The sequence below is a fragment of the Allobosea sp. CS1GBMeth4 genome, from assembly GCF_900185715.1.
GTDB lineage: Bacteria > Pseudomonadota > Alphaproteobacteria > Rhizobiales > Beijerinckiaceae > Allobosea.
The window spans coordinates 161845-186670 of sequence record NZ_FYAS01000043.1 but is presented as its reverse complement, the minus strand read 5'-3'; the positions used below and the strand labels follow the sequence as shown (position 1 = coordinate 186670).

General features: G+C 71.7%; 18 protein-coding genes, 1 tRNA gene and 1 pseudogene. 14 read left to right on the top strand and 6 right to left on the bottom strand.

What is annotated here, in order from left to right:
* A pseudogene (locus CS1GBM4_RS21835) lies at positions 1-272 on the bottom strand (helix-turn-helix domain-containing protein); the annotation flags it as partial.
* 127 nt (positions 273-399) lie between these two features.
* On the opposite strand from CS1GBM4_RS21835, the gene CS1GBM4_RS21830 reads away from it, so the two are divergent.
* The 5 genes from CS1GBM4_RS21830 to CS1GBM4_RS21810 all read left to right on the top strand — a co-directional run bounded on the left by CS1GBM4_RS21830 (position 400) and on the right by CS1GBM4_RS21810 (position 4005).
* Positions 400-1191: a DUF899 domain-containing protein gene (locus CS1GBM4_RS21830; RefSeq protein ID WP_186420861.1), complete on the top strand. Its 792-nt coding sequence runs from the start codon at positions 400-402 to the stop codon at positions 1189-1191.
* Positions 1179-2015, top strand: a complete 837-nt coding sequence (locus CS1GBM4_RS21825) for a DUF2182 domain-containing protein (protein ID WP_186420860.1) — start codon at positions 1179-1181, stop codon at positions 2013-2015. The genes CS1GBM4_RS21830 and CS1GBM4_RS21825 overlap by 13 nt, the downstream gene beginning before the upstream one ends.
* A 261-nt stretch (positions 2016-2276) precedes the next feature.
* Positions 2277-3389: a branched-chain amino acid ABC transporter substrate-binding protein gene (locus CS1GBM4_RS21820; RefSeq protein WP_186420859.1), complete on the top strand. Its 1113-nt coding sequence runs from the start codon at positions 2277-2279 to the stop codon at positions 3387-3389.
* A gap of 230 nt (positions 3390-3619) precedes the next feature.
* Positions 3620-3820: a hypothetical protein gene (locus CS1GBM4_RS21815; protein WP_186420858.1), complete on the top strand. Its 201-nt coding sequence runs from the start codon at positions 3620-3622 to the stop codon at positions 3818-3820.
* A gap of 94 nt (positions 3821-3914) precedes the next feature.
* Positions 3915-4005, top strand: a tRNA-Ser gene (locus CS1GBM4_RS21810).
* Positions 4006-4032: 27 nt separating this feature from the next.
* On the opposite strand, the gene CS1GBM4_RS21805 is transcribed toward CS1GBM4_RS21810, so the two are convergent.
* The 3 genes from CS1GBM4_RS21805 to CS1GBM4_RS21795 all read right to left on the bottom strand — a co-directional run bounded on the left by CS1GBM4_RS21805 (position 4033) and on the right by CS1GBM4_RS21795 (position 8997).
* On the bottom strand, positions 4033-4638 hold the full coding sequence (locus CS1GBM4_RS21805; protein WP_186420857.1) for a DUF4365 domain-containing protein: 606 nt from the start codon (positions 4636-4638) through the stop codon (positions 4033-4035).
* Between the two features lie 95 nt (positions 4639-4733).
* On the bottom strand, positions 4734-7334 hold the full coding sequence (gene mgtA, locus CS1GBM4_RS21800) for a magnesium-translocating P-type ATPase (RefSeq protein ID WP_186420856.1): 2601 nt from the start codon (positions 7332-7334) through the stop codon (positions 4734-4736).
* 55 nt (positions 7335-7389) lie between these two features.
* Positions 7390-8997 (bottom strand): MBL fold metallo-hydrolase, encoded by a 1608-nt coding sequence (locus tag CS1GBM4_RS21795; protein WP_186420855.1) that lies wholly within the window; start codon positions 8995-8997, stop codon positions 7390-7392.
* 208 nt (positions 8998-9205) lie between these two features.
* Here CS1GBM4_RS21795 and CS1GBM4_RS21790 point away from each other — a divergent pair, with 208 nt between their 5' ends.
* Positions 9206-9652: a host attachment protein gene (locus CS1GBM4_RS21790; protein ID WP_186420854.1), complete on the top strand. Its 447-nt coding sequence runs from the start codon at positions 9206-9208 to the stop codon at positions 9650-9652.
* Positions 9653-9796: 144 nt separating this feature from the next.
* Here CS1GBM4_RS21790 and ftsH read toward each other — a convergent pair whose 3' ends face one another.
* The gene (gene ftsH / locus CS1GBM4_RS21785; protein WP_186420853.1) at positions 9797-11671 is read right to left on the bottom strand and encodes an ATP-dependent zinc metalloprotease FtsH; all 1875 of its coding nucleotides are present in this window, start codon (positions 11669-11671) and stop codon (positions 9797-9799) included.
* Between the two features lie 274 nt (positions 11672-11945).
* Between ftsH and CS1GBM4_RS21780 the strand changes: the two genes are divergently transcribed.
* From CS1GBM4_RS21780 to CS1GBM4_RS21760, 5 genes are all read left to right on the top strand, one after another.
* Complete coding sequence (locus tag CS1GBM4_RS21780; protein ID WP_244607342.1) at positions 11946-12638, top strand: CBS domain-containing protein; 693 nt, start codon at positions 11946-11948, stop codon at positions 12636-12638.
* Between the two features lie 26 nt (positions 12639-12664).
* Positions 12665-13603, top strand: coding sequence for a 1-phosphofructokinase family hexose kinase (locus CS1GBM4_RS21775; protein WP_186420852.1), 939 nt, complete (start codon positions 12665-12667; stop codon positions 13601-13603).
* A gap of 74 nt (positions 13604-13677) precedes the next feature.
* On the top strand, positions 13678-16080 hold the full coding sequence (ppsA, locus tag CS1GBM4_RS21770) for a phosphoenolpyruvate synthase (protein ID WP_186420851.1): 2403 nt from the start codon (positions 13678-13680) through the stop codon (positions 16078-16080).
* On the top strand, positions 16077-16772 hold the full coding sequence (locus tag CS1GBM4_RS21765; protein WP_186420850.1) for a CBS domain-containing protein: 696 nt from the start codon (positions 16077-16079) through the stop codon (positions 16770-16772). The genes ppsA and CS1GBM4_RS21765 overlap by 4 nt, the downstream gene beginning before the upstream one ends.
* Before the next feature lie 104 nt (positions 16773-16876).
* On the top strand, positions 16877-17893 hold the full coding sequence (locus tag CS1GBM4_RS21760; RefSeq protein ID WP_186420849.1) for a glucokinase: 1017 nt from the start codon (positions 16877-16879) through the stop codon (positions 17891-17893).
* On the opposite strand, the gene CS1GBM4_RS21755 is transcribed toward CS1GBM4_RS21760, so the two are convergent.
* Positions 17817-20003 carry a glycoside hydrolase family 3 N-terminal domain-containing protein gene (locus CS1GBM4_RS21755; protein WP_186420848.1) on the bottom strand — a complete coding sequence of 729 codons (2187 nt, stop codon included), beginning with the start codon at positions 20001-20003 and terminating at the stop codon, positions 17817-17819. The two genes, CS1GBM4_RS21760 and CS1GBM4_RS21755, sit on opposite strands and share 77 nt — an antisense overlap.
* 129 nt (positions 20004-20132) lie before the next feature.
* Between CS1GBM4_RS21755 and CS1GBM4_RS21750 the strand changes: the two genes are divergently transcribed.
* Genes CS1GBM4_RS21750 through CS1GBM4_RS21740 form a run of 3 tightly spaced genes read left to right on the top strand, consistent with a single transcriptional unit; the run spans position 20133 to position 24805 of the window.
* Complete coding sequence (locus CS1GBM4_RS21750) at positions 20133-21962, top strand: ABC transporter ATP-binding protein/permease (RefSeq protein WP_186420847.1); 1830 nt, start codon at positions 20133-20135, stop codon at positions 21960-21962.
* Positions 21952-23235 (top strand): glucoamylase family protein, encoded by a 1284-nt coding sequence (locus tag CS1GBM4_RS21745; protein ID WP_186420846.1) that lies wholly within the window; start codon positions 21952-21954, stop codon positions 23233-23235. The genes CS1GBM4_RS21750 and CS1GBM4_RS21745 overlap by 11 nt, the downstream gene beginning before the upstream one ends.
* Positions 23225-24805: a glycoside hydrolase family 15 protein gene (locus tag CS1GBM4_RS21740; protein ID WP_186420845.1), complete on the top strand. Its 1581-nt coding sequence runs from the start codon at positions 23225-23227 to the stop codon at positions 24803-24805. The genes CS1GBM4_RS21745 and CS1GBM4_RS21740 overlap by 11 nt, the downstream gene beginning before the upstream one ends.
* Positions 24806-24826 lie beyond the last annotated feature (21 nt).

The following is a 24826-nucleotide window of genomic DNA, read 5'->3' as shown; positions in this document are numbered from 1 at the left end:
GCCTTGGCCGGCCAGCCGAGCTCGCGCGAGACCAGCGCGATCTCGGCCTCGGCCAGGACGCAGCGCGCCCGCGCCACCGGCTCGCGCGCGCCGAAGGCCTGGCCGGCGCGCTTGAGCAGCGCCTTCGCCCTGGCGAGGTCGCCGAGCTGCGCCATGGCGATGCCGCGCAACGCCAGCGCCGGCGCGTCCTCGCGCAAGGCGACGCGGTTGAGCGCCCCGAACGGGTCGCCCGCCGCCAGCGCCCGCCCGGCTGCGGTGATCAGCGAGTCCATGCCGAGCTTCCGAATCCCGCCAAACTTGTCACTCCCGCTCGCCGTCGCCCCGGGCCTAACCCTGACCGCGACGCCGCATCGCGAAACGACCGGCGGCGAATGTCAACCGACGACAGGAGCGAAGCACATGACGGCTCATCTCACCGGAACGCGCGAGGACTGGCTCCGGGCCAGGCTCGATCTGCTCGCCGCCGAAAAGGCGCTGACGCGGCAGAGCGACGCCGTGGCGCGGCAGCGGCAGGCCCTGCCCTGGGTCAGGGTCGACAAGGACTACCGCTTCGTCACCGAGGCCGGGCCGGCCGGGCTCGCCGATCTCTTCGCCGGGCGCTCGCAGCTCCTGGTCTATCACTTCATGTTCGGGCCCGACTTTTCCGCCGGCTGCCCGTCCTGCTCGCTGATCGCCGACGGTTTCGACGGCATCCACGTCCATCTCGCCAACCATGACGTGACGCTGACCGCGGTGTCGCTGGCGCCGCTCGACAAGCTCGTCGCCTTCAGGCGGCGCATGGGCTGGAGCTTCCCCTGGGCCTCCGCGGCGACGAGCGACTTCAATTTCGACTTCAGCGCCTCGTTCACCGAGGAGCAGGAGCGGCGTGGCGCGGTCGAGTACAATTTCCGGCGCGAGCCGCGGATCGACTGGAGCGGCAACGAGGTCGTGGCCGGGCTCGCCGGGCAGAGCGGCGCCACGCCGGCGAGCTATATGCGCGAGCGGCCGGGGATGAGCGCCTTCGTCCGCGAGGACGGCGCGATCTACCATACCTATTCCAGCTATGCCCGCGGCATGGACGCGATCTGGAGCATGTATCCCTGGCTCGACCGCGCCCCGAAGGGCCGCAACGAGCCGAACGGGCCCTGGTGGCGGCTTCGCGACGCCTATCCCGCCCCGGCAGAGACCATGGCCCCGTCATGCTGTGCCTGAGCCCTTCGGGCCGGCCTGGCCGCGGCGCGCCGGGGATCGCCTCCGGCACGCCCGCCGCCGGCGCCCGGCGCGCCTTCGGCGCCGTCTGCGCCCTGCTGTTCCTCGCCAGCGCCGCCGCGACCGTCGCGATCTGCCGCGCCATGGCCGGGATGGGCGAGGTGCCGATGGCGGGCGGCTGGTCGATGTCGACGGCCTGGACGCCGCTCTGCGGCGGCTCCTGGCCGGCCGCCGCCGGCGCCTTCCTCGGCATGTGGAGCGCGATGACGCTGGCGATGATGCTGCCCTCGCTCGCGCCGGCCCTGTGGCGGCTGCGCGAGAGCGCCGCCGGCGCGGGCGCCGTCCGCCCCGACCTCTCCGCCGCGCTCGCCGGCCTGGGCTATCTCACGGCCTGGGGCGCTTGCGGCCTGCTGGTCTTCTCCGCCGGCGCGCTCCTGCTGGACGGCGCGATGCGCTGGCCGCTGCTCGCCCGGGCCGTCCCGGCCGCCGCCGGCCTCGTCGTGATCGTGGCCGGCCTCTTCCAGATGTCGCGCCGGAAGCGGGCCCTGCTCGGCCATTGCCGGCGATCAGCCCGGCACGGTGCCGGTGTCGCGGCGGCGATAGGGCAGGGGCTGCGCCTCGGCGGCGCCTGCTGCGCCTCCTGCGCCGGGCCGACCGTGCTGCTGCTCGTCGGCGGCGTGATGGACCTGCGCGGCATGGCCATCGTCGCGGCCGCGATCACGGCCGAGCGGCTCGCGCCGGCCGGCGAACGTATCGCCGGCGCCACCGGCGGCCTCATGCTCGGAGCCGGCATGGTCCAGCTGGCGCAGGCGCTCTGGCGGCTCTGAGCCCGGCCGGGCGCGCCGCTGCCTCTGCCATGCATTTTTGCATCTGCCCAGAAACGCGCCATGCAGTGCCGCGCCGCCTCGCATTGGCCTATACAGGTCGCAGGCGATCCGCAGGCCTGGTCGCACGCAGGAATTGCAGGACCCGAGCATGTTCCGCAAAGTGGGGACCATTTTTGCGACGAGAACATGCTCCAACATTGGAGTGAGCGCGAATGCCGTTCGACCGATGGTCGAACGGACAGCGCGCGAGAGGAGACGCAGATGACGATCAAAGCCCGATTCCTCCTCGGAGCGGCCTTCGCGACGGCGGTGCTCGCGGGAGCGCCGGCGCGTGCCGACATCACCATCGGCCTGATCGCGCCGCTGACCGGCGCCGTCGCCGCCTATGGCGAGCAGGTCAAGAACGGCGCCCAGGCCGCCGTCGACGCCATCAACAAGGCGGGCGGCATCCAGGGCGAGAAGCTGGTCCTGAAGCTCGCCGACGACGCCGGCGACCCCAAGCAGGGCGTCTCGGCCGCCAATCTCCTGGTCGGCGAGAAGGTCCGCTTCGTCGTCGGCCCGGTGACCTCCGGCGTCGCCATGGCGGCGTCCGACGTCTTCGCCGAGAGCGGCGTGCTGATGGTGACGCCGACCGCCACCGCCCCGGCCCTGACCAGCCGCGGCCTCAGCAACGTGCTGCGCACCTGCGGCCGCGACGACCAGCAGGCCGAGGTCGCCGCCGCCTACGTCCTGAAGAACCTCAAGGGCAAGAAGGTCGCCATCGTCCACGACAAGGGCACCTATGGCAAAGGCCTCGCCGACGCCTTCAAGAAGGGCATCAATGCCGGCGGCGTCACCGAGGTCGCCTATCTCACCCTGAACCCGGGCGACAAGGACCTCGCGGCGGTGATCACCCGGCTGAAATCCGCCGGTGCCGAGCTGATCTATTTCGGCGGCTACCACCCCGAGGGCGGCCTGCTCGCCCGCCAGCTGCACGATGCCGGCGTCAAGGCGACGATCATCGGCGGCGAGGGCCTCTCCAACACCGAGCTCTGGGCGATCGGCGGCGAGACCGCCGCCGGCACGCTCTTCACCAACGCCACCGACGCGCTGAAGAACCCGGCCTCGGCCGAGGCCGTGGCCGTGCTGAAGGAGAAGGGCATCCCGCCGGAGGCCTTCACGCTCAACGCCTATGCCGCCGTCGAGGTGCTGAAGGCCGGCATCGAGAAGGCGGGCAAGGCGGCGAAGGCCGAGGCCGTGGCGAGCGCGCTCAAGGGCGGGCTCGAGGTCAAGACCGCGATCGGCACGCTGACCTATGGCAAGACCGGCGATCTGAGCTCGCCGAGCTTCTCCATGTACAAATGGCAGGCCGGCAAGATCGTCGCCGCCGACTGACGACCGCGCCTCGACAGGCGAGGGAAGGGCCCGCGGCCTGAAGCGGGCCCTTTTTGTCGCCCCGCCATCGCGAGCGCAGCGAGCAATCCAGGAGCGGCGAGAGCACGGCCGCTCCGGATCGTTTCGTCGCTTCGCTCCTCGCCATGGCGGCACGCGCTCCCCTGAACGCGCCGTTCGGGAACCGTTCAGGCGCCGGGCGGTTCATTGCGGCGACCGAACGGGATTTGCCCATGCCGACCGCCGACACCATTGCCCCCGCGCCGGCCCGCGCCACCCCCTCCCTGATCGCGATTCGGCGCGAGGCCGAGGGCTACGGCATCCGCTTCGGCCTCAGCGAGGCCGAGGATGCGCTGATGCCGGGCCCGGTCTTCGCCACGCTCGACGAGGCCATGGCCTGGATCGAGCGCATCGACCGCGCCAGCGGCCGCTGAGGCGTCCCCGGCGGCCGCTCCGCCGCATCGCTGTCGATCGGCGCGCATGACGGCTTGTCAAAGCGGGTCGCGATCGGGCATAGAGCCTGCCAACGGAGACGTGGCCGAGAGGCTGAAGGCACTCGTTTGCTAAATGAGCATACCCCACAAGGGTATCGAGGGTTCGAATCCCTCCGTCTCCGCCATTCCCCTTGAGCTCAGCATTCAGTCGCCTAGTCTGGAGGGCATGAGCGATCCGGTGGCGGCAGGGGCCGGTTATGCCCGCCGGTGCAGATCAGCGACCTCAAGACGCAGGCCCACATGGTGGCTGCTTGTGAGTTGGCCGTTTCAGCCGTCCGGCCGAGCGCGAATCTGAACTCGTCCAGCATCGGCATGCCTTTCCTGGAAATTGAAACGCCCCATTCCGGCTTGCTCTTCACGGCCCCACAATAAGGACGGTCGCAGAAGACGGTGTCAGGCGTCTCCCATCGTGTCGCTGGGATCAGAAACAAATGTGGCTCTTGTCCTTCGCCAAACAATGCGAGGCCAAGAAACAGATCGCTCCGCAGACTGAACTTCGACTTCTGCATGAAAACGTAGGCGCTCGGCTTCAGCGGATCGATACGCGCCGATTTGATCTGAACCTCCTGGAACGGGCCCGTTTCGTGTCGGACCACGAAGTCGATCCCGCGGTCGTCTACTTCTGGGGAGTAGACTTGGAATCCGGCCATGGTGAATTCCATCTTGAAGAAATACTCCGCGTAGGCGCCCAACTGTTGCTGGTTGAGCTTGCTCCATGCGTGCCGGTGGGAATTGCTCGGATCTCTCATCTCGGTCATCGTCGCCGCCTTGCCCACGATCGGGTAACGAAACGCCCGCCGATCTGCGCCGGCGGGTCGCTTGCCTTCGAGCCGCCCCCGCCCGGCGGGCGCCCTCACGACCGATGCTGCCCGCGCCGTGGATCGTGGCGGCCGTGGCCGGCCCCGCGTCGCCGGCCGGCTGCCTTCATCGCCAGCGGCTTCGCCGCCTCCGCCAGGCCGAGATAGACGGCCGCGATCGCGACGATCGCCAGCAGCAGCGGCGGCGGGAGGGGGACGAAGCCGAGCGGGCGGCCGAGCGGCGTCAGGGCGAGGGCGAGCGCGAGCGCCAGCGCGCCGAGCGAGGTCGCGACGAGCAGCCGGTCGGGCCGGCTGCGCCAGGGCCGCGCGGCCGTCCGGATCACGAAGATCACCAGCACCTGCGTCAGGATCGACTCGACGAACCAGGCGGTGCGGAACGCCGCGACGTCGACCTGGAAGACGCCGAGCAGCAGCGCGAAGGTTGCGAGGTCGAACAGCGAGGACAAGGGCCCCATCACCAGCGTGAAGCGCAGGATGCCGCCGGTGTCCCAGTGCCGCGGCCGCGCCAAATCCTGCCGGTCCGCCTCGTCGAAGGGGATGCCGACCTCCGACAGGTCGTAGAGCATGTTGTTGATGAGGATCTGCAGCGGGGTGAGCGGCAGGAAGGGCAGGACCATCGCCGACAGCGCCATCGAGAGCATGTTGCCGAAGTTCGAGCTCGTGCCCATGCGCACATATTTCATGATGTTCGCATAGGTGCGCCGCCCCTCGGCGATGCCCTGGGCCAGCACTGCGAGATCGGGCGCGAGCAGCACGATCGCCGCCGCCTCGCGCGCCACCTCCGTCCCGCCGTCGACGGAGAGCCCGACATCGGCGGCGTGGATCGCCGGGGCGTCGTTGATGCCGTCGCCGATGAAGCCGACCGTGTGGCCGGCCCGGCGCAGGGCGATGACGATCCGCGCCTTCTGCTCGGGCGTGATGCGCACGAAGAGATCGGTCCGCGAGACCCGCGCCGCCAGCGCCGCATCGTTCAGCGCCGCCACCTCCTCGCCGCTCAGCAGGCCGCGCCCGGGCAGATTCAGGCTCTCGGCGAGATGGCGCACCACCGGCCCGGCGTCGCCCGAGATGACCTTGACCCGCACGCCCGCGACCGCCAGCTCGGCGATCGCGGCCCCGGCCGACGCCTTGGGCGGATCGAGGAAGGCCGCGCAGCCGACGAAGACGAGCCCGGTCTCATCCTCGCGCCGGACGCTCGCCACGTCGGCCGGCATCGGCCGGCGGGCGACGCCGAGCAGGCGCAGCCCCTGCGCGCCCCTGGCTTCGATCAGCGCGCCGATCTCCCGGCGCCGGGCCGCGTCGAGCGGGGCGAGGCGCCCATCCGGCAGTTCGCAGGCCTCGCAGAGCGCCAGCAGAGCCTCCGGCGCGCCCTTGACGATGAGCTCGCGCGCGTCGTCGCGCGCGAGGAGCACGCTCGCTCGCCGGCGCTGGAAGTCGAAGGGCAGCTCGGCGACCAGGCTCCAGCCGGGCTCGTCCGCGGCCGCGCCGGCGAGGATCGCGGCGTCGAGATTGTTGCGCAGCCCGCCGCAGAAGCGGCTGTTCAGACGGATCAGCCCGGTGACGCGCGCGCTGTCGCTGCCGTCGCAGCCGAAGCTCGCGACATGGGCGATCCGCGCCTCGGTCAGCGTCCCGGTCTTGTCGGTGCACAGCACGTCCATCGCGCCGAGATCGTGGATGGCGGAGAGCCGCTTGACCACCACCTGCCGACGGGCCATCCGCAGCGCGCCGCGCGCGAGGGTCACCGTCGTCACCATCGGCAGCAGCTCCGGCGTCAGCCCGACCGCGAGCGCGACGGCGAACAGGAAGCTCTCGAAGCTGAGGCCCTGGCGGGCGAGCTGCGTCAGCAGCACGAACAGCACGAGGAAGCCGGTCAGCCGCAGGATCAGCATGCCGAGATCGCGGACGCCGCGCTCGAAGGCGGTCGGTGGCTGGCGCAGCTGCATCGAGCAGGCGATCGCGCCGAGGCGCGTCGCCGTCCCGGTCGCGACGACCAGCATCAGCGCCTCGCCCGCGACCAGGCTGGTGCCGGCGAAGAGCGCCTCGAACGCCTCGCCCGGCAGGGCCGCCCCGGACCGGCCGGCGCGCTTCTCCACCGGGAAGGGCTCGCCGGTCAGCGCCGCCTCGTCGGCGAGCGCGCCGCGGCCGCTCAGGACGATGCCGTCGGCAGGCACGAGATCGCCGGCCCGCAGCGCCACCACGTCGCCGGGCACGATCGCGCGCACCGGCACCTCGACGGCCCGGCCGTCGCGACGGACGCTCGCATGCACCGCAACCGAGCGCCGCAGCGCATCGACCGTGTTCTCGGCCTGCGTCTCCTGGGCGATGTCGAGCAGGATCGAGGCGAGGACGATCACGACGATGATGGCGAGGCTGCGCCAGTCGCCGGTGGCGCCGGCGACGGCCGCCGCGATCAGGAGGATCGCGACGAGCGGATCGCCCAGCCGCCGGGCGAGCTTGGCGACCAGGCCGCGGCGCAGGCTCGCCACCGCCACATTGGGGCCGTCGCGGCGCAGCCGCTCCGCCGCCTCGGCGGAGCCCAGCCCGGCCGGCGTGCTGCCGAGCTTCGCCAGCGCGGCCTCCGCCCCGTCCCGCCAGAATGCGGAGGGCTCGTCCGGTGCCGGCTGCTGCGAGGCGGCCATCATCATGCTCTCCCTTGGGCGAAACCGCAGCGGTCCGCATCGGCCGCCGGCGGGCTCAATCCTGCACCAGCGCGGTCCGCAGCCGGCGGATGATCTGCTTGCGGGCGCGTTCGTCGGCGGCCTGCGCCACCGCCTCGTCGATGTCGAGGATCAGGTTCGAAAGCTCGTTGTGCCAGTCGCGCCGCCCGGCGCTGTCGGGGGCGATGCGGGCCGGCCCCTCGATCTGGCGCGGGCTCTCGCGCCCCAGCTCGAAGGCGCTGTCGAGCTCGGGCACCACGATGCGCCTGCCGGGTTCCGCCGCCAGCAGCCGGTCGCGCAGGCCGTCGATCGCATGCGCCTCGCCATGGGTCAGGAAGACGGCGCCCGACACGCTTCCGCGTGCGGCGAGCCAGTCGGCGAGCTCCGGCCCGTCGGCATGGCCGGAATAGAGGTCGACCGAGCGCACCCGCGCCTTGACCCTGATGTCCTCGCCCATCAGCCTGACGCGCGCGGCGCCGTCGAGCAGGATCCGGCCGAGGGTTCCCTGCGCCTGGAAGCCGACGAGCAGGATCGTCGCCCCGTCGCGCCACAGCCATTCGCGCAGATGGTGGCGGATCCGTCCCGCTTCGCACATGCCGCTGCCGGCGATGACGATATGGAAGCCGCGGACGCGGGCGATGGCCTTGCTCTGCTCGACCGATTCCGTGAAGCGGACCTGAGGGGCCCGCAGCGCCTCCCGCAGCGCCTCGCCGTTGCGGATCTCGCCCGCATGGCGCTCGAAGACGGCGCTCGCCCTGGTCGCGAGCGGCGAATCGACGAAGATCGGCGCGCTCGGCATGCGGCCCGACTTCATCAGCTGGACGAGGTCGACCAGCAGTTCCTGCGTGCGCTCGACGGCGAAGGACGGGATGAGCAGGGCGCCGGCCGCCTTCGCCGCCGAGCCGACCTCGGCCTCGAGGATCTGCAGGCGCCGCTCGAAGGTGGCGTCCTGGCGATCGACGTCGCCATAGGTCGCCTCGCACACGACATAGTCCAGGTCGCGCGGCGCGGTGGGGGCCGACTGCAGCAGCTTGTGGCTGGGGCCGACATCGCCGGAGAACAGCAGCCGGAGCGGCTCGCCGGCCGGCATGCCGACCTCGATCTCGATCGAGGCGGACCCGAGCAGGTGGCCGGCGTTCCAGTAGCGCGCCCTGAGGCCCTTCGCGACCGGCGTCCAGGCGCCGAGGGGCACCGGCCGGAATTGCGTCAGGGCGGCGGCGGCCAGGTCGGCGTCATAGATGGGCTCGACCGCCGGCAGGCCGCGGCGGGCATTGCGCCGGTTGAGCTGCTCGACTTCCATCTCCTGGATATTTCCGGCGTCCGGCAACATCACCGAGCACAGGTCGATCGTCGCCGGGGTGGCGAAGATCGGGCCGCCGAAGCCATCCTTCACGAGCTTCGGCAGCAGCCCGCTATGGTCGATATGGGCATGGGTCAGCAGCACCGCGTCGAGCGCGGCCGCCTCGAACGGGAAGGGCCGGTAGTTCAGCTCCCTTTCCGTCTTCGAGCCCTGGAACAGGCCGCAATCGACGAGGATATGCGCCGCGTCGGTCTCGATGGCGAAGCAGGAGCCGGTCACGGCCTGGGCGGCGCCGTGGAACCAGAGCCGGACCCCGCTCCGCCGCGTTCCGTCCTGTCCCTTCATGCCCGAACTCCCGGCGCGCGCCGCATCGTCAGGAGCGGCCCCTGCATCAGGCCACGGACCGCCCGGCCGGGCTTTGCGAGAGATCAAACGGGCCTCAGGGCTGCCGCCGTGCAAAAAAATGCCGCTTTGCGCTCGATCAATGAGGGCCGCCGGCCGATCCGAAATCATCATGGCGGGCGGCATCACCCGTCCGTCGGAGATCAAGATCATGAAACTGCGTATCGCGCATGATGCCTGGGTTCTCGTCTGCGACGCCCGCAAGGCCATGTTCCTGCGCAATGAGGGCGACGCGACCTATCCGAACCTGAAGGTCGAGCATGTCAGCGAGGCGCCTGCGAACCCGCCCAGCGCCCAGCAGGGCGCGGACCGGCCCGGCCGCATCCAGAACGCCGTCGCGCCGACGAGCGCGACCGGCGAGACCGATTGGCACGAGCAGGCGGAAGCGCAGTTCGCGCGCAGGACGGTCGAGGAGCTCACCGGCTTCCATCGCAGCCGCAATCCGCGTGGCTTCGTGCTGGTCGCCCCGCCGCGCATGCTCGCCGCGATCCGCCACGGCCTCGACGACCATCTGCGTGCGGCGGTGATCGCCGAGGTCGACAAGGACCTGACGAAGCATCCGGTCCACGAGGTCGAGCGCCTGCTCACCGGGGCCTGAACGACGCCGCATCGCACTGGCCGGAGGGACGCCGGAGCGCCGGCGTCCTGCTGCGCCTCCGGCCGAAGACCGCGCGGCCCTTCGGCTTGCGGCCCGGCTGCGCCCGAGGCCCGCCCCGATCTCCTCGGCAGCTCCGCTCCAACCTCAGCCGTGCCCCGCCTTCGCCTCCGCCAGCGGGGCCTCGTGGAATTCGTCCTGTTTCCGGTCCGCCTGGAGCGGGGCGAACTCCTCGGCGGTGAGGCTCTCGCGCGCGAGCAGGAGGTCCGCCCCGGAGTCGAGGTCGCGCCGCGCCTCGCTCAGCAGGGCGAGGGCGCGCGCCCCGGCTTCCTCGACCAGCCCGCGCACAGCGAGGTCGATCTCGCGCGCCGTCGTCTCCGCCGCCGTCACGGCGAGATCCTGGGCGCTCTGGCTCAGGAAAGGCTGGGGGCGGGGCGCATAGACGCGTTGCCCGACCGTGGCGTCCATGCCGTAGCGGGTCACCATCTCGACGGCGATCTCGGTGGCGCGCTGCAGATCGTCCGCCGCTCCGGTCGAGACGTCGCCGTCGAAGACGAGCGTCTCGGCGGCGCGCCCCGCCATCAGCACCGCGATCCGGTTCTTCAGCTCGCTGACCGCGAGCAGGAATCGGTCCTCGGTCGGGCGCTGCATGGTGTAGCCCAGCGCGCCGACGCCGCGCGGGATGATCGAGACCTTCTGCACCGGATCGACGCCGGGAAGATGTGCGGCGACGAGGGCGTGCCCCATCTCGTGATAGGCGACGCGGCGGCGTTCCTGCGGCCGCAGCACCCGGCTCTTCTTCTCGATCCCGGCGACGATGCGCTCGATGGCGGCGGTGAAATCGTCGAAGCCCACCGCCTCGGCATTGCGGCGGGTCGCCGCGATGGCGGCTTCGTTGACGAGGTTGGCGAGGTCGGCGCCGGTGAAGCCGGTGGTCAGGCCGGCGACCTTGTCGAGCGCAACGCCGGCGGCGAGCCGCACCTTCCGGACGTGCACCTTGAGGATGGCGAGGCGCCCGGCCTGGTCCGGCCGGTCGACCAGCACCTGACGGTCGAAGCGCCCGGCGCGCAGCAGCGCCGGGTCGAGGATCTCCGGCCGGTTCGTCGCCGCGAGCAGGATGACGCCGGCGCTCGGATCGAAGCCGTCCAGCTCGGCGAGGAGCTGGTTCAGCGTCTGCTCCTTCTCGTCATGCCCGCCGAAGGCTCCGGCCATGCGGCTGCGGCCGAGCGCGTCGAGCTCGTCGACGAAGATGATGCAGGGCGCCGCCTGTCTCGCCTGTTCGAACAGGTCGCGCACCCGCGCCGCGCCGACGCCGACGAACATCTCGACGAATTCCGACCCGGAGATCGAGAAGAACGGCACCCCGGCCTCGCCGGCGACGGCGCGCGCCAGCAGCGTCTTGCCCGTGCCCGGCGGGCCGACCAGCAGGATGCCCTTCGGCACGCGCGCGCCGAGACGGCCATAGGTCTTGGGATCCTTCAGGAAGTCGACCACTTCCTTGAGCTCGAACTTGGCCTCGTCGACGCCGGCGACGTCGGCGAAGGTGATCTTGATGTCCTTCTCGACATAGACCTTCGCGCGTGACTTTCCGATCGTCATCAGGCCGCCGAAGCCCTGGCGCTCGGCCACGCCGCGGAACAGGAAGACCCAGACCAGATAGAAGGCGAAGGCCGGCACGACCCAGGACAGGATCGTCGGGATCAGGCCGCCGGACGGGACGCCCGTCACCGTGACGTCGTGAGCGGCGAGCTTTTCGGCGAGCTCGGCATCGACCCGCGCCGTGACGAAGGCGGTCCTGCCGCTGGCGAGGGCTTCCCTCAGCGTCCCGCGGATCGCGTCCTGGCCGACGCTCACCTCCGCGACCTTGTTCTGCGAGACGAGCTGCTCGAACTGGCTGAACGGGATCGTCTCGACCTGCGAGTACTGCGCCCAGGCCCATTGCAGGAGCAGCAGGCCGACCATCGCGGCGAAGACATACCAGATGGCGAACTCGCGCTTGCGGAGATCGGGTTCGGTGGCCATGGCTCGCGCCTCGTGACGTCGGGCGGCGGACCGCTCGCCCTTCGTCGCGCAGACTAGCCGCTGCGGCGCGCACGGGATTGAGCGAGATCAAGCCGGGCGGCTTCCAGCGGGCGCCGGCGCCGGCGAAAACGCTGCGCCGGTGCCGCTCGCCGCCGTTTGATCTGACGCAATGTTCGCCACGGGGGCCCATGCCAGTTCTCGCGCAGGAGATGGGCCGGGGCCGGGCCGCCAGGGTCGATCGGGCTCGTGGCCCATCTCAGCGGGAGCCGAGGTCATGGCGCAAGCGACGGCCGGGGACATCATGACGACCGACGTCGCCTGTATCGCGCTCGATACGAGCGTGCGGCGCGCGGCCGAGCTCATGCTGGCACGGCGCGTCAGCGGCCTGCCGGTGATCGACGACGAGGGCCGGCTCGCCGGCATCGTGACCGAGGGCGATCTGATGCGGCGGGCCGAATTGCGCCACGCCCCCTGGCCGGGAGACGATTCCGGCGGCGATGCCGGGAGCGGGCATGAGGCCTACATCAGGAGCCATAGCTGGCGGGCGGGGGACGTCATGACGGCGGCGGTCGTGTCCGTCCCCGAGGCGGCGCCGCTGTCCGAGATCGCCGCGCTGTTCGACCGGCTCGACATCAAGCGCGTTCCGGTGGTGCGCGAGGCCCGCGTCGTCGGCATCGTCAGCCGCTCCGATCTTCTGCGCGCCATCGTCTCGGCTCCGCTCGACCGCACCGCCGCCGGCGATACGGCGATCCGCCTCGGCATCCTGGCGCGGCTGCGGGAGGACATCCGCCTGGCCGGCCCCGTACCCAGCGTCGCGGTCGAGGGCGGCGTCGTGCATCTGCGCGGCAGCGTGCGCTCGCAGGCCGAGCGCGACGCGGTGCGCGTCGTGGTCGAGGGGGTGCGCGGCGTCGCCGGCATCGAGGATCGGCTGGACGTCGTCGGCATTGCTCCCGGGGACGATCGCTGACGCAGCCCGTCGATAGGAGGTCCGCCATGGCTCCGGTCCTGACCATCACGCTCAATCCCACGATCGACATCGCCAGCGAGGCCGATCTCGTGCGGCCGACGCACAAGGTGCGGACCTCGGACGAGCGCTACGATCCGGGCGGCGGCGGCATCAACGTCGCCCGCGTCGTGACGGAGCTCGGCGGCGAGGCCGAGGCGCTCTTCCTGGCCGGCGGTGCGACGGGCGCCTTGCTCGACGACCTCCTGGAGAAGGCGCGTATCCCCCGCAGGTCCTTTCCGATCGCCGAGCCGACGCGGATCAGCTTCACGGTGCACGAGCGCAAGACCGGGCTCGAATATCGCTTCGTCGCCGCCGGCCCCATGGTCGGGCCGGAGGAGCTCGAGCCCTGCCTTGCCTTCCTGCGCGAGGCCGACAATCCCTGGGTGGTCGCGAGCGGCAGCCTGCCGCGCGGCGCTCCGCCCGATATCCTCGCCCGCATGGCCGAGACCGCCGTCGCGCGCGGGGCGCGCTTCGTCCTCGACAGTTCCGGCGACGGCCTCGCCGTCACCTTGCGGCGCGCGCGCGTCTTTCTCGTCAAGCCGAGCCGGGGCGAGCTCGAGCACTTCGTCGGCGGGCAGCTCGACGAGCGGGGCATTCGCGAGGCCGCCGTCGCGCTGGTGCGCAGCGGCGCGGCCGAGCTGGTGGCGGTCACGCTCGGCGCCGAGGGGGTGCTGCTCGCCAGCGCCGGTGGCGTCGTCCGCATGCCGGCGTTGCACGTGCCGGTTCATTCGGCCGTCGGGGCCGGCGACAGCTTTCTCGGCGCGATGATCTTCGCGCTGGCACAGGGCTGGACCCCGGAGGAGGCCTTGCGCCTGGGCGTGGCGGCCGGTGCCGCGGCCGTGCTAACGCCCGGCACCGCCCTGTGCGGGCGCGAGGAGGTGATGCGCCTCTACGCCGAGACCGGGCAGGGCGAGCGCATCGCCTGATTGATCATGGTCAAGGTCTTGCGCCGGCCGAAACCCGAAACTGGCCGGGGCCGGAGCCTCTGGGAGGTGGAGCGATGCCGCAGGGATTGTCACCCGTCGTCTGGTTCGAGACCGTGTCACGCGGCGAGATCGCGCGCGTCGGCGGCAAGAACGCGTCGCTCGGCGAAATGGTGCGGGCGCTCGCCGACAAGGGCATCCGGGTGCCGGAGGGGTTCGCCACGACGGCCGAGGCCTATCGGGGCTATCTCGACGCCAACGGGCTGGTCGGGCCGATCACCGCGCGCCTCGCCGACCTCGAGGCCGGCAAGGCGACGCTCGCCGAAACCGGGCAGGCCATCCGCAGCCTGATCCTGCGCGGCGACTGGCCGGAGGAGACCGCCGGCGCCATCGCCCAGGCCTACCGCCTGCTGTGCGAGCGCGCCGGACGCGGCGAGCTCGATGTCGCGGTGCGCTCCAGCGCCACGGCGGAGGACCTGCCCGACGCCAGCTTCGCCGGCCAGCAGGAGACCTTCCTCAACATCCGCGGCGAAGCCGCGCTGCTCGACGCCTGCCGCCGCTGCTACGCCTCGCTCTTCACCGATCGCGCCATCAGCTACCGGCAGGCCAAGGGCTTCGACCACATGAAGGTGGCGCTGTCCGTGGGCGTGCAGCGCATGGTGCGCTCCGACCTCGGCAGCGCCGGCGTGATGTTCACCATCGACACCGAGACCGGCTTCGACAAGGTCGTGCTGATCGATGCCGCCTGGGGCCTCGGCGAGACGGTGGTGCAGGGCAGCGTGGTGCCGGACGAATACCAGGTCTTCAAGCCCCTGCTCGGCGACCCCACCCTGGCGCCGATCATCGAGAAGAGCCGCGGGGAGAAGGCGCAGAAGCTGATCTACGCGGCAGGCGACGCGCCGACCCGGCTGGTGCCGACCTCGAAGGCGGAGCGTGCCGCCTTCGTGCTGAGCGATGCCGAGATCCTGACCCTGGCGCGCTGGGCCGCGGCGATCGAGGCCCATTACGGCTGCCCGATGGACATCGAATGGGCCAAGGACGGCGGCACCGGCGAGATCTTCGTCGTCCAGGCCCGGCCGGAGACCGTCCAGTCCGGGCGCAGCGCCGCCCGCGCCAGGACCTACCGGGTCACGCACAAGGGGCGCCGGCTCGCCGCGGGGAGCGCCATCGGCGACGCCGCGGTCACCGGCCGGGTCTGCCTGATCGAACGGGCTGAGGATATCGGCCGCTTCGTCGACGGCGCGATCCTCGTCACCTCGACCACGGACCCGGACTGGGTGCCGATCATGCGGAAGGCGGCGGCCATCGTCACCGATCGCGGCGGGCGCACCTCGCATGCCGCGATCATCAGCCGCGAGCTCGGCCTGCCGGCCATCGTCGGCACGGGCAATGCCACCGAGCTGCTGCATGACGGACAGGAGGTGACGGTGTCCTGCGCCGAGGGCGCCGAGGGCTTCGTCTATGACGGGATCGCGGAGGTCGAGGAGGAGGCGCTCGACGTCTCGGCGCTGCCGCAGACGCGCACGCAGGTGATGGTCAACCTCGCCAATCCGGCGGCGGCCTTCCGCTGGTGGCGCCTGCCGGCCGACGGTGTCGGCCTCGCGCGCATGGAGTTCGTGGTCAGCAACGCCATCCGCATCCACCCGATGGCGCTCGTGCGCTACGATGAGCTGCGCGACGAGGAGGCGAAGCGCACGATCGCGGCGCTGACCGCCGGCTATGCCGACCGGACGGAGTATTTCGTCGAGAAGCTCGCCCGCGGCCTCGCCCGGCTCGCGGCGAGCGTGCATCCGAAGCCGGTCATCGTCCGGATGAGCGACTTCAAGACCAATGAATATGCCGGGCTCGTCGGCGGCGCAGGATTCGAGCCGCGCGAGGACAATCCGATGATCGGCTTCCGCGGCGCGTCCCGCTACTATTCGCCGCTCTATCGCGAGGGCTTCGCGCTCGAATGCCGGGCGATCCGGCGGCTGCGCGACGAGATGGGCTTCCGCAACGTCGTCGTCATGATCCCGTTCTGCCGCTCTCCCGCCGAGGCGGACAAGGTGCTCGCCGTGATGGCCGAGAACGGCCTGAAGCGCGGCGAGGACGGGCTCGAGGTCTATGTGATGTGCGAGATCCCCTCGAACGTCATCCTGGCGCGCGAGTTCGCCGCCCGCTTCGACGGCTTCTCGATCGGCTCCAACGATCTCACCCAGCTCACCCTCGGCGTCGATCGCGACTCGGCCGAACTCGCGCCTCTCTTCGACGAGGAGGATGCGGCGGTGAAATGGATGATCGCGCGCGTCATCGCCGAGGCCCGCGCCGCCGGGGCCAAGATCGGCCTGTGCGGCCAGGCTCCGAGCGACAATCCGGCCTTCGCGGCCTTTCTCGTCGAGGCCGGCATCCATTCGGTGTCGGTCAGCCCCGACAGCTTCGTCGCCGTCAAGCAGGCCGTCGCCGCCGCGGAGCGCAAGCCAACCCAGGAGACACGATCATGAACGCAGGCGACATCATGACCCTCGGCGCCGCCACGGTGCGCCCGGACACGGCGATTCTGACGGCCGCGCAGCTGATGCTCCAGCACGGCATCAGCGGATTGCCGGTCGTCGACGCCGGCGGACGGCTGGTCGGCATGGTCACGGAGCGCGATCTGCTGCGGCGCGCCGAGACCGGGACCGAGCAGGCGCGGCCGCGCTGGCTCGCCTTCCTGATGGATCCGGCCGCGCAGGCGGAGGATTATATCCGCAGCCATGGGCGCAAGGTCGCCGACGTGATGACCCACGATCCGGAAAGCGTCGCGCCGGAGACGCCCATCGCCGAGGTGGTGGCGCGGATGGAGGCCCGCGGCTTCCGGCGTCTGCCTGTCGTGCGCGACGGCGCGGTCGTCGGCATCGTCAGCCGGGCGAACTTCCTGCGCGTGCTGGCGCGCCGGCTCGAGGACGACGCCGAGGTTCCGGCGGACGATCTCGCCATCCGCCGGCGCATCCTCGAGGAGATCGGCAAGCAGAACTGGGTCTCGAAGAGCTCTGTCGACGTCGTCGTCAAGGGCGGCAAGGTGGAGCTCGACGGCCTCGTCGGCGACGAGCGCGTGCGCGACGCGCTGCGCATCGCGGCGCAGAACGTCCCCGGCGTCCAGGAGGTGGTCGACCGCATCCGCGTCGAGAACCTGCTGTCGCATCTGCCGATCTGAGATGCGGCCGGGCCGGCCGCAGTCCGGGATGAGGGCCGGCCGGCCACCCCGCGGAGCGCGTGTCGATCCGGCAGGGGGGCGGCTGTCGCTCGGGAGCGCCAGACATGATCGAGTTTCCCGTCCTGATCGGCGACATCGGCGGCACGAACGCCCGCTTCGCGCTGATCCCCGAGCCCGGCGCCGCCTACGGCATGCTGGCGAAACGGCCGACGGCCGACCATCCCGACCCGTCGGCGGCCATCGCGGCGGCCCTGCGGCAGGCCCCGGCGCGGCCGCGCACGGCACTGCTGGCGGTGGCGACGCGGGTCAGCGCCCCGGTCGTCCACCTCACCAACGCCGCCTGGACCATCGACGCCGAGCGGATCGGCCGCGACCTCGCCATCGACCGCGTCGTCCTGATGAACGACTATGTGCCGGTGGCGGCGGCGTTGGCCGATCCGGCGCCGGGCTTCTCCGAGGCGCTCGGGCCGCTTCTTCCGGGTCAAGGCGGGGCGCGTCTCGTGCTCGGCCCCGGCACAGGGCTCGGCGCCGCCGCCCTGGTGCCGGTCGGCGAGCGCCTCGCCGTGCTGCCGACCGAGGCGGGGCATGTCGAATTCGGCGCCTGCGAGCCCGAGGAGTTCTCGCTCTGGCCGTCGCTCGAGCGGGCCCATGGACGCCTGACGAGCGAGGCGCTGCTCTCCGGGCCGGGCCTGATGCGCCTGCATCGGGCCCTGGCGAGCCGCCGCGGCGACGACGTGCCGCGGCCGACGCCGGCGGAGATCGTCGCCCGCGGCCTCGCCGGCGGCGACGACCCCGCCGCCGCGGCGCTGCGGCTGTTCGCGCGCCTGCTCGGCCGCTTCGCCGGCGACCTCGCCCTGATCTTCTCGGCGACGGGCGGCGTCTTCATCGCCGGCGGCATCGCGCCGCGCATGAGGCCCGTGCTCGCCGAGGGCGGCTTTCGCGCGGCCTTCGAACACAAGGCGCCGTTCGAGCACGTCGTCCGCACGATCCCGACCGCCGTGATCGTCGATCCGGAGCCGGGCCTGACCGGGCTCCGCCGCCTCGCTAGCGACCCGGGCCGCTTTCTGTTCGAGGTTCGGGAATGGCGCCGCGCCGGGGTTCCGCCTCTCGATCGGCAATGACGCGGAGGCTCGTCCGCAGCAGCCCGTCGGGGGCCGCGCTCGTTCCGACGAGAATCTCGATCTCGCCGGTCTCCAGCACCGGCGAGAGGTCGCGCCCCGGGAACATGAACGTCTCGCTCGCGAGCCTGAACCTCACGCTCTCGCGCTCGCCCGGCATCAGGCCGACCCTGGTGAAGTCCTTCAGCTCGAGCCTGGGCCGGGCGACGCATGCGACCGGATCGTGGATGAAGAGCAGGATGGTCGCCTGGCCGGCGGCCGGGCCGTCATTGGCGACCTCGACCGCGACCTCGACGTCGTCTCCGCTCCGGATCTCGTCCGCCGAGATGCGCAGCCCCGACAGCACGAAGCGGCTGTAGGACAGGCCGTGTCCGAAGGGGAATTGCGGCGTCGCCGGCAGGTCGAGATATTTGCTGGTGAAGCGGTTCGCGGCTTCCGCCGGCCGCCCCGTCGGGCGCTCGGCATAGAAGATCGGGACCTGCCCGACATCGCGCGGCCAGGACACCGGCAGGCGCCCGCTCGGATTGGCGGCGCCGGTGAGCACGTCGGCGATGGCATGGCCCGCCTCATGGCCGAGGAACCATGTCGCCAGCACCGCCGAGGCGCGCTCCACCAGCCACGGCACGATCAGCGGCCGCCCGGAGGTGAGGAGGGCGACGACCGGCTTGCCGAGGTCGAGCATCACCTCCGCGAGCGTCCGCTGGGCCCCGGGCAATTCCGGGCGGGCGCGGCTGCCCGCCTCGCCGCTCATCGTGTCGTCCTCGCCGAGGCAGAGCACGATGATGTCGGCCGCCTCGGCGATGCGGCAGGCGTCGGCGATGCCGCTCGTGTCGGCGCCGTCGATCGGGGTTCCCATGGCGACGTCGATGGCGCAACTCGGCAGGGCCCGGCGCAGGCCGTCGGCGATGGTCGTGGCCGGGGTCGCATCGCCCAGGGCGGCCCAGGGGCCCAGCATCGGCCGGTTCGCGGCCGCCAGCGGCCCGACCACGGCGACGCGCCTCAGTGTCGGCGGCAGCGGCAGCACCCCGTCATTGGACAGCAGGACGATGGAGCGCCGGGCGGCCTCGCGGGCGAGCCCGCGGACGAGGCCGTCATCGGCCGGCGCACTGCGCGACAGGCCGCGATAGGGGTCGTCGAACAGGCCGAGCTGCTCCTTCAGGCGCAGGACGCGCATGACCGCGGCGTCGACGGCTTCCGCACCGACGAGCCCGCGCGCCAGCGCCGCGGGCAGGCCGCGCCGGTAGGCGCCGCCCATCATGTCGATGTCGACGCCCGCGTTCAGGGCCAGCGCCGCGGCCTCGGCGATGTCGGCGGCGACGCCGTGCGGGACGAGCTCCGCGATGGCGCCGTAGTCGCTGACGACGACGCCGTCGAACCCCCAGCCTTGCCGCAGCCTGTCCCGCAGCAGCGCGACATTGGCGTGCGCCGGCACGCCGGCGATATCGGTGAAGGCGGCCATGACGGCGGCGACGCCCGCCTCCGCCGCGGCCTTGAACGCCGGCAGATGCAGCTCGAGCAGCGAACGCTCCGAAATGTCGCTGGAGGCATATTCGCGCCCGGCCGTGACTGCGCCATAGGCGCCGATATGCTTGGCCGTCGCGGCGAGCCGCATCGGATCGGACAAGGCGTGTCCCTGGAAGCCGCGCACCTTCGCCGCGGCGAAGCGGCTGCCGAGAAGCGGATCCTCGCCGGGGCTCTCGGCGATGCGGCCCCAGCGCGGATCGCGCGCGAGGTCGAGCATCGGCGCGAAGGTGAGCATGATGCCGTCGCGCGTGGCCTCGGCCGCGGCTGCCGCCGCCGTCTTCTCCCACAGGGCCGGGTCGAAGGCCGCGGCTTCCGCCAGCGGGATCGGGAAGATCGTCCTGTGGCCGTGCAGGACATCGAGGCCGAAGACGAGCGGAATGCCGAGCCGGGTCTCCTCGACCGCGAGGCGCTGCAGCTCGCGCACCGTCGGGGCGTGATGGACGTTGAGCAGGCTGCCCAGGCCGCCCTGGCGGATCGCCGTCTGCACGTCGCGGGCAACGCCGTGGCCGGAGCCCTCGGTCATGGTGAGCTGACCGATCTTCTCCTCCAAAGTCATGGCCGCAAGGAGCGCGTCGATAGGTCTGGCCATGACTCGTTGCCTCGCTGTTCTTGCGACAACTTCTGCCTTGGCGCTGCCGGGTGAAATGACCTGGATCAAAGAACGGCGGACCGGACCTCCTAAGCTTGCGGAAAGGGGGGAGAAGGAGCGGGGTCGACGATGCGCAATATGGGCGAGCCGGCCGCGCTTCCGTCCCGTTGGATCCCCGGCATCCGGGAGACGGGCTCGCGCATCGGCAAGTTCGTGCACACGCTGCGCGCGATGCCGGATGCCGCCAGGCTCGGCTGGCTCGCCCTCGGACTGTTCGTCGTCATTGTCGCCACGGTCGTCGGGCAGATCCGGCTGAACGCCTGGAACCAGCCCTTCTACGACGCCCTGGCGCAGAAGGACCTGGCCGCCTTCGGACAGCAGACCCTCGTCTTCCTTTACATCGCGGGCGGGCTCCTGGTCCTCAACGTCGCGCAGAACTGGCTGCATGAGACGGTGAAGGTCAGGCTGCGCGAACTGCTGACGCGCAACCTCCTCGGCGATTGGCTGGCGCCGCGGCGGGCCGTCCATCTCGCGCTCGCCGGCGAGATCGGCGTCAATCCCGACCAGCGGATCCACGAGGACGCCCGCCATCTGAGCGAGCTCTCGGCCGATCTCGGCATCGGCCTGCTGCAAGCCGCGCTGCTGCTCGTCAGCTTCGTCGGCGTGCTCTGGATCCTGTCGCGCGACGTGGTCCTGGTCCTCGGCGGCCAGACCCTCGCCATTCCCGGCTACATGGTCTGGTGCGCGCTCGTCTATGCCGCCACCGGCTCCTGGCTCAGCTGGCGCGTCGGGCGCCCGCTGGTGGCGCTCAATGCCGACCGCTATGCCCGCGAGGCGGAGCTCCGCTTCACCTTGGTGCGGGTCAACGAGCATCTCGACGCGATCTCGCTGCAGGCGGGCGAGGGCACGGAGCGCCGGCAGCTGGGCGAGGAGCTCGGCCGCGTCGTCGCCGTCCTGCAGGGCATCGTGCGCAGGACGGCGCGGCTGACCTGGGTCACGGCCGGATATGGCTGGTTCGCCATCATCGCCCCGGTCCTGGTGGCGGCGCCGGGCTATTTCGGCGGCAGCCTGTCCTTCGGCAGGCTGATGATGGCGGTGGCGGCCTTCCTGCAGGTGCAGCAGGCCCTGCGCTGGTTCATCGACAATTACGGCCGGATCGCCGACTGGCACGCCACCTTCCTGCGGATCAAGACCTTCCGCGACGCGCTCGCGGCGGTCGACGTCGTCGGCGAGGGCTTCGACCGTATCGCCATCGAGGACCATCCGGATGGCGGCCTGGGCTTCGACGGGCTCGAGGTGACCTCGGCCGCGGGCTGCAGCGTGCTCGATGCGGCCGAGATCGACGTGCCCGCCGGCACGCGCCTGCTGATCGTCGGTGACCGCCGCTCGGGCAAGAGCACGCTCTTCCGGGCCATCGCCGGCCTGTGGCCCTGGGGGCGCGGGCGCCTGCGCCTGCCGCCGCGCGACAGCATGATGTTCCTGCCGCAGCGCGCCTATCTGCCGCTCGGCTCGCTGCGCGAGGCGCTGCTCTATCCGGTGCCCTCGCTGCGTCACGACGACGAGGCGCTGCGCGTGGCGCTGCGTCGGACCGGCCTCGGCCACCTGGCGCCCTTCCTCGACCAGACCCGCCGCTGGGACCGTGAACTCACCATGGACGAGCAGCAGCGCTTCGCCTTCGCCCGGCTGCTCCTGCACGAGCCGCGCTGGGTGATCATGGACGAGGCGATCGACACCATCGACGAGGAGAACCGCCGCCTCGTCCTGTCGATCTTCGAGAAGGAGCTCGCCGCGACCGGCGTGGTGAGCATCGGCCGGCGCGCTTCGCTCAACGGCTTCTACGACCGGCTCGTGCGTCTCGCCCTGCGGCCGGGCCCATGCCCCTGGCCGAGCCGCGTCGCTGCGTCCCATCCCGGGCCGGCGACGGCCGCCGCCACGAGGAAGGCCTCCGATGCGCTCTGAAACGCAGCCGCTGGCCGCGTCGTTCCCGGCCGCGGCCGACGACCCTTCCGACGCGGCCCTCCTCGATCGCGTCCAGCGGCAGACCTTCCGCTTCTTCTGGGACTTCGCCCACCCGGTCTGCGGCCTGGCCCGGGACCGCGTCGACCGGCGCGGGCAGGGGAGCGACCTCGTCGCGATCGGCGGGTCGGGGTTCGGCGTCATGGCGATCGTCGTCGCGGTCGCGCGCGGCTGGGTCGGTCGCGACGACGCGCTTGTCCGGCTGCACAAGATCGTGAGCCATCTCGCCGGGCTGCTGCGCTATCATGGCGTCTTTCCGCATTTCGTCGACGGCCGGACCGGCGCGACGGTGCCCTTTGGCGCCAAGGACGACGGCGGCGACATCGTCGAGACCGCCTTCCTCTTCCAGGGCCTGCTCACGGCGCGCCAGTATTTCTCGGCGGACACGGCCGTGGAGACCGCGCTGCGTGCGGCGATCGACCGGCTGTGGCGCAGCGTCGAATGGAACTGGCACAGCCGCGGCGGCAGGCCGGTGCTCTACTGGCACTGGAGCCCGAACCATGGCTGGGCGCGCGACCACCGCATCGAGGGCTGGAACGAGTGCCTGATCGCCTATGTCCTGGCCGCGGCCGCGCCCGAGCACGCCATCGACGCCGAAGCCTATCACCAGGGCTGGGCCGCGGGACGCGACTTCGTCAACGGCCGGCGCTATTACGGCGTCGAATTGCCCCTGGGGCCGGCCTATGGCGGCCCGCTCTGCTTCGCGCATTATTCCTTCCTCGGCCTGTCCCCCCGCGGGCTCGTCGACCGCTATGCCGACTACTGGCAGCAGAACCGGCGCCACGCGCTGATCCATTACCGGCACGGCGTCGAGAACCCGAACCGGCATCCCGGCTACGGGCCGCGCTGCTGGGGGCTGACCGCGAGCGACGGACCCCATGGGTACGATGTCCACACGCCGGATCACGACCCGGGCGTCGTCGCGCCGACGGCGGCCCTGTCGAGCATGCCCTATCTCCCGGCCGAGGCCATCGCGGCGCTGCGCTATTTCTGCGCCCAGGGCAGCCGCATCTGGGGCGAATGCGGCTTCACCTCCGCCTTCTGCCCGCGCGGGTCATGGGCCTCCGACGACTCGATCGCCATCGATCAGGGGCCGATCGTCGCGATGATCGAGAACCACCGGACGGGCCTGCTGTGGCGGCTGTTCATGAGCTGCCCCGAGGTCCGGCGCGGGCTGGCGAAGCTCGGCTTCGCGGGAGGTGGCGATGGCGCGTGAGCCGGAGCACCCGCCTTCGCCGCGCCCGGCGCCCGCCGGCCCCGACGCGCCGCTCGACCGCTGGATCGAGCAGGAATGCCGCTTCGCCGCCGCGGCGATGCTGCGCCTGGTCTCGGCCAGCGGTTTCGCCTGCGACCGGCCCGCCTTCGGCCAGCATATCGTCCCGGTGAAAGGGTCCGTCCTCGCGGCGCCGCCGGCCATCCAGCAGGGCGACCCCGACTACACCTTCCACTGGCTGCGGGATTCGGCGCTGATCATGGATGCCGTGCGGGTGCTGGCCGAGACCGGCGCCCTCGGCGAAGAGGCGGCCGAGCTCTTCGACGATTTCGTCGGGTTCAGCCTGGCGACGAGCCGCCTCAGCGGCCCGGCCTTCCTCGCGGAGCTCCGCGCCATCCGCCGGCGGACAGACCCGGCCTTCCTGCAATATGTCCGGCCCGACGACGATCTGGTGGCGCTGGTCGGCGACCGCCTGCGCGGCGAGGTGCGCTTCAATCCGGACGGGACGCTCGACATCACCCGATGGGGACGCCCGCAGAACGACGGCCCGGCCCTGCGGGCGCTGGCGCTCCTGCGCTGGATGGACGGCGCCCCCGGCCGGGCCTCGAAGGCCATCGCCGAGCTGCTCATCGGCGACCTGGACTATGTCGCCGCGCATTGGCACGAGCCCTGCTACGACATCTGGGAGGAGGAAAAGGGGCTCCACTACTATACCCATCTCCTGCAGCGCACGGCCCTTGCGCGCGGCGCCCTCTGGCGCGAGTCGGCCGGCGACCGGCCCCGCGCCGAGCGCTACGGCATCGTCGTGCGCGAGCTCGGTCGGGCGCTCGACGCCTATTGGTCGCGCGCCAGGGGCCTCTACCGCAGCCGACGGCAGGTGACGGCCGGCGATCCCGCCCGGGAGCTCGACATCGCCACCATTCTCGCCGTGGTCCATGCCGATCTGCCGGCGGGCGCGCACAGCATCCTCGATCCGCGGGTGCATGCCACGTTGGCGCGGCTGGAGGACTTCTTCGCCACGGAGCTCGCGATCAACGCCGGGCTCCCGCCCGCTGCCGCTCCCGCCGTCGGACGCTATCCGGGCGACGTCTATTTTGCGGGTGGTGCCTATTATTTCGCGACGCTGGGCGTCGCCGAGTTCCATTATCGGCTGGCGGCAGCCATCCGCGCCGGCCGCACCGTGCGGCTCAATGCCGGCAATCGCCCGTTCTTTTCGCGCTTCCTCGTGGATCTGGACCTGTCCGGCAGGAGGCTGCCCGCGGATGGCGGGAGCCGGGATGCCGCCGCGGCGGCGCTGGCGGACAGGGGGGATGCGCTGGTCGCGCTGCTCCGCGGCTTCACCCCGGCTTCGGGCGAGCTCTCGGAACAGCTCGACCGGCAGGACGGCCACCAGACATCGGCCAAGAATCTCGGCTGGAGCTATGCCGCCTTCATCACGGCCGCGGCAGTGAGAGCCCGGGCGGGCCGGCCGACGGGCGTGATGGGGCCGGGGCGAGGGCCCCGCTCGGGCGCTCGCGACGTGCCGATCGTTGACGTGGATCAGGTTCGGCACGGCTCCGACCGGCTAGGATGAACTTCATGTGACACGAGGGCG

Coding starts and splice junctions, on each gene's coding strand:
- ppsA (WP_186420851.1), top strand. CDS start 13,678: ATGCCGCAGGGATTGTCACCCGTCGTCTGGTTCGAGACCGTGTCACGC.
- CS1GBM4_RS21825 (WP_186420860.1), top strand. CDS start 1,179: ATGCTGTGCCTGAGCCCTTCGGGCCGGCCTGGCCGCGGCGCGCCGGGG.
- CS1GBM4_RS21820 (WP_186420859.1), top strand. CDS start 2,277: ATGACGATCAAAGCCCGATTCCTCCTCGGAGCGGCCTTCGCGACGGCG.
- CS1GBM4_RS21745 (WP_186420846.1), top strand. CDS start 21,952: ATGCGCTCTGAAACGCAGCCGCTGGCCGCGTCGTTCCCGGCCGCGGCC.
- CS1GBM4_RS21750 (WP_186420847.1), top strand. CDS start 20,133: ATGCGCAATATGGGCGAGCCGGCCGCGCTTCCGTCCCGTTGGATCCCC.
- CS1GBM4_RS21795 (WP_186420855.1), bottom strand. CDS start 8,997: ATGAAGGGACAGGACGGAACGCGGCGGAGCGGGGTCCGGCTCTGGTTC.
- CS1GBM4_RS21775 (WP_186420852.1), top strand. CDS start 12,665: ATGGCTCCGGTCCTGACCATCACGCTCAATCCCACGATCGACATCGCC.
- mgtA (WP_186420856.1), bottom strand. CDS start 7,334: ATGGCCGCCTCGCAGCAGCCGGCACCGGACGAGCCCTCCGCATTCTGG.
- CS1GBM4_RS21760 (WP_186420849.1), top strand. CDS start 16,877: ATGATCGAGTTTCCCGTCCTGATCGGCGACATCGGCGGCACGAACGCC.
- CS1GBM4_RS21755 (WP_186420848.1), bottom strand. CDS start 20,003: ATGGCCAGACCTATCGACGCGCTCCTTGCGGCCATGACTTTGGAGGAG.
- CS1GBM4_RS21815 (WP_186420858.1), top strand. CDS start 3,620: ATGCCGACCGCCGACACCATTGCCCCCGCGCCGGCCCGCGCCACCCCC.
- CS1GBM4_RS21740 (WP_186420845.1), top strand. CDS start 23,225: ATGGCGCGTGAGCCGGAGCACCCGCCTTCGCCGCGCCCGGCGCCCGCC.
- CS1GBM4_RS21765 (WP_186420850.1), top strand. CDS start 16,077: ATGAACGCAGGCGACATCATGACCCTCGGCGCCGCCACGGTGCGCCCG.
- CS1GBM4_RS21830 (WP_186420861.1), top strand. CDS start 400: ATGACGGCTCATCTCACCGGAACGCGCGAGGACTGGCTCCGGGCCAGG.
- ftsH (WP_186420853.1), bottom strand. CDS start 11,671: ATGGCCACCGAACCCGATCTCCGCAAGCGCGAGTTCGCCATCTGGTAT.
- CS1GBM4_RS21805 (WP_186420857.1), bottom strand. CDS start 4,638: ATGACCGAGATGAGAGATCCGAGCAATTCCCACCGGCACGCATGGAGC.
- CS1GBM4_RS21790 (WP_186420854.1), top strand. CDS start 9,206: ATGAAACTGCGTATCGCGCATGATGCCTGGGTTCTCGTCTGCGACGCC.
- CS1GBM4_RS21780 (WP_244607342.1), top strand. CDS start 11,946: ATGGCGCAAGCGACGGCCGGGGACATCATGACGACCGACGTCGCCTGT.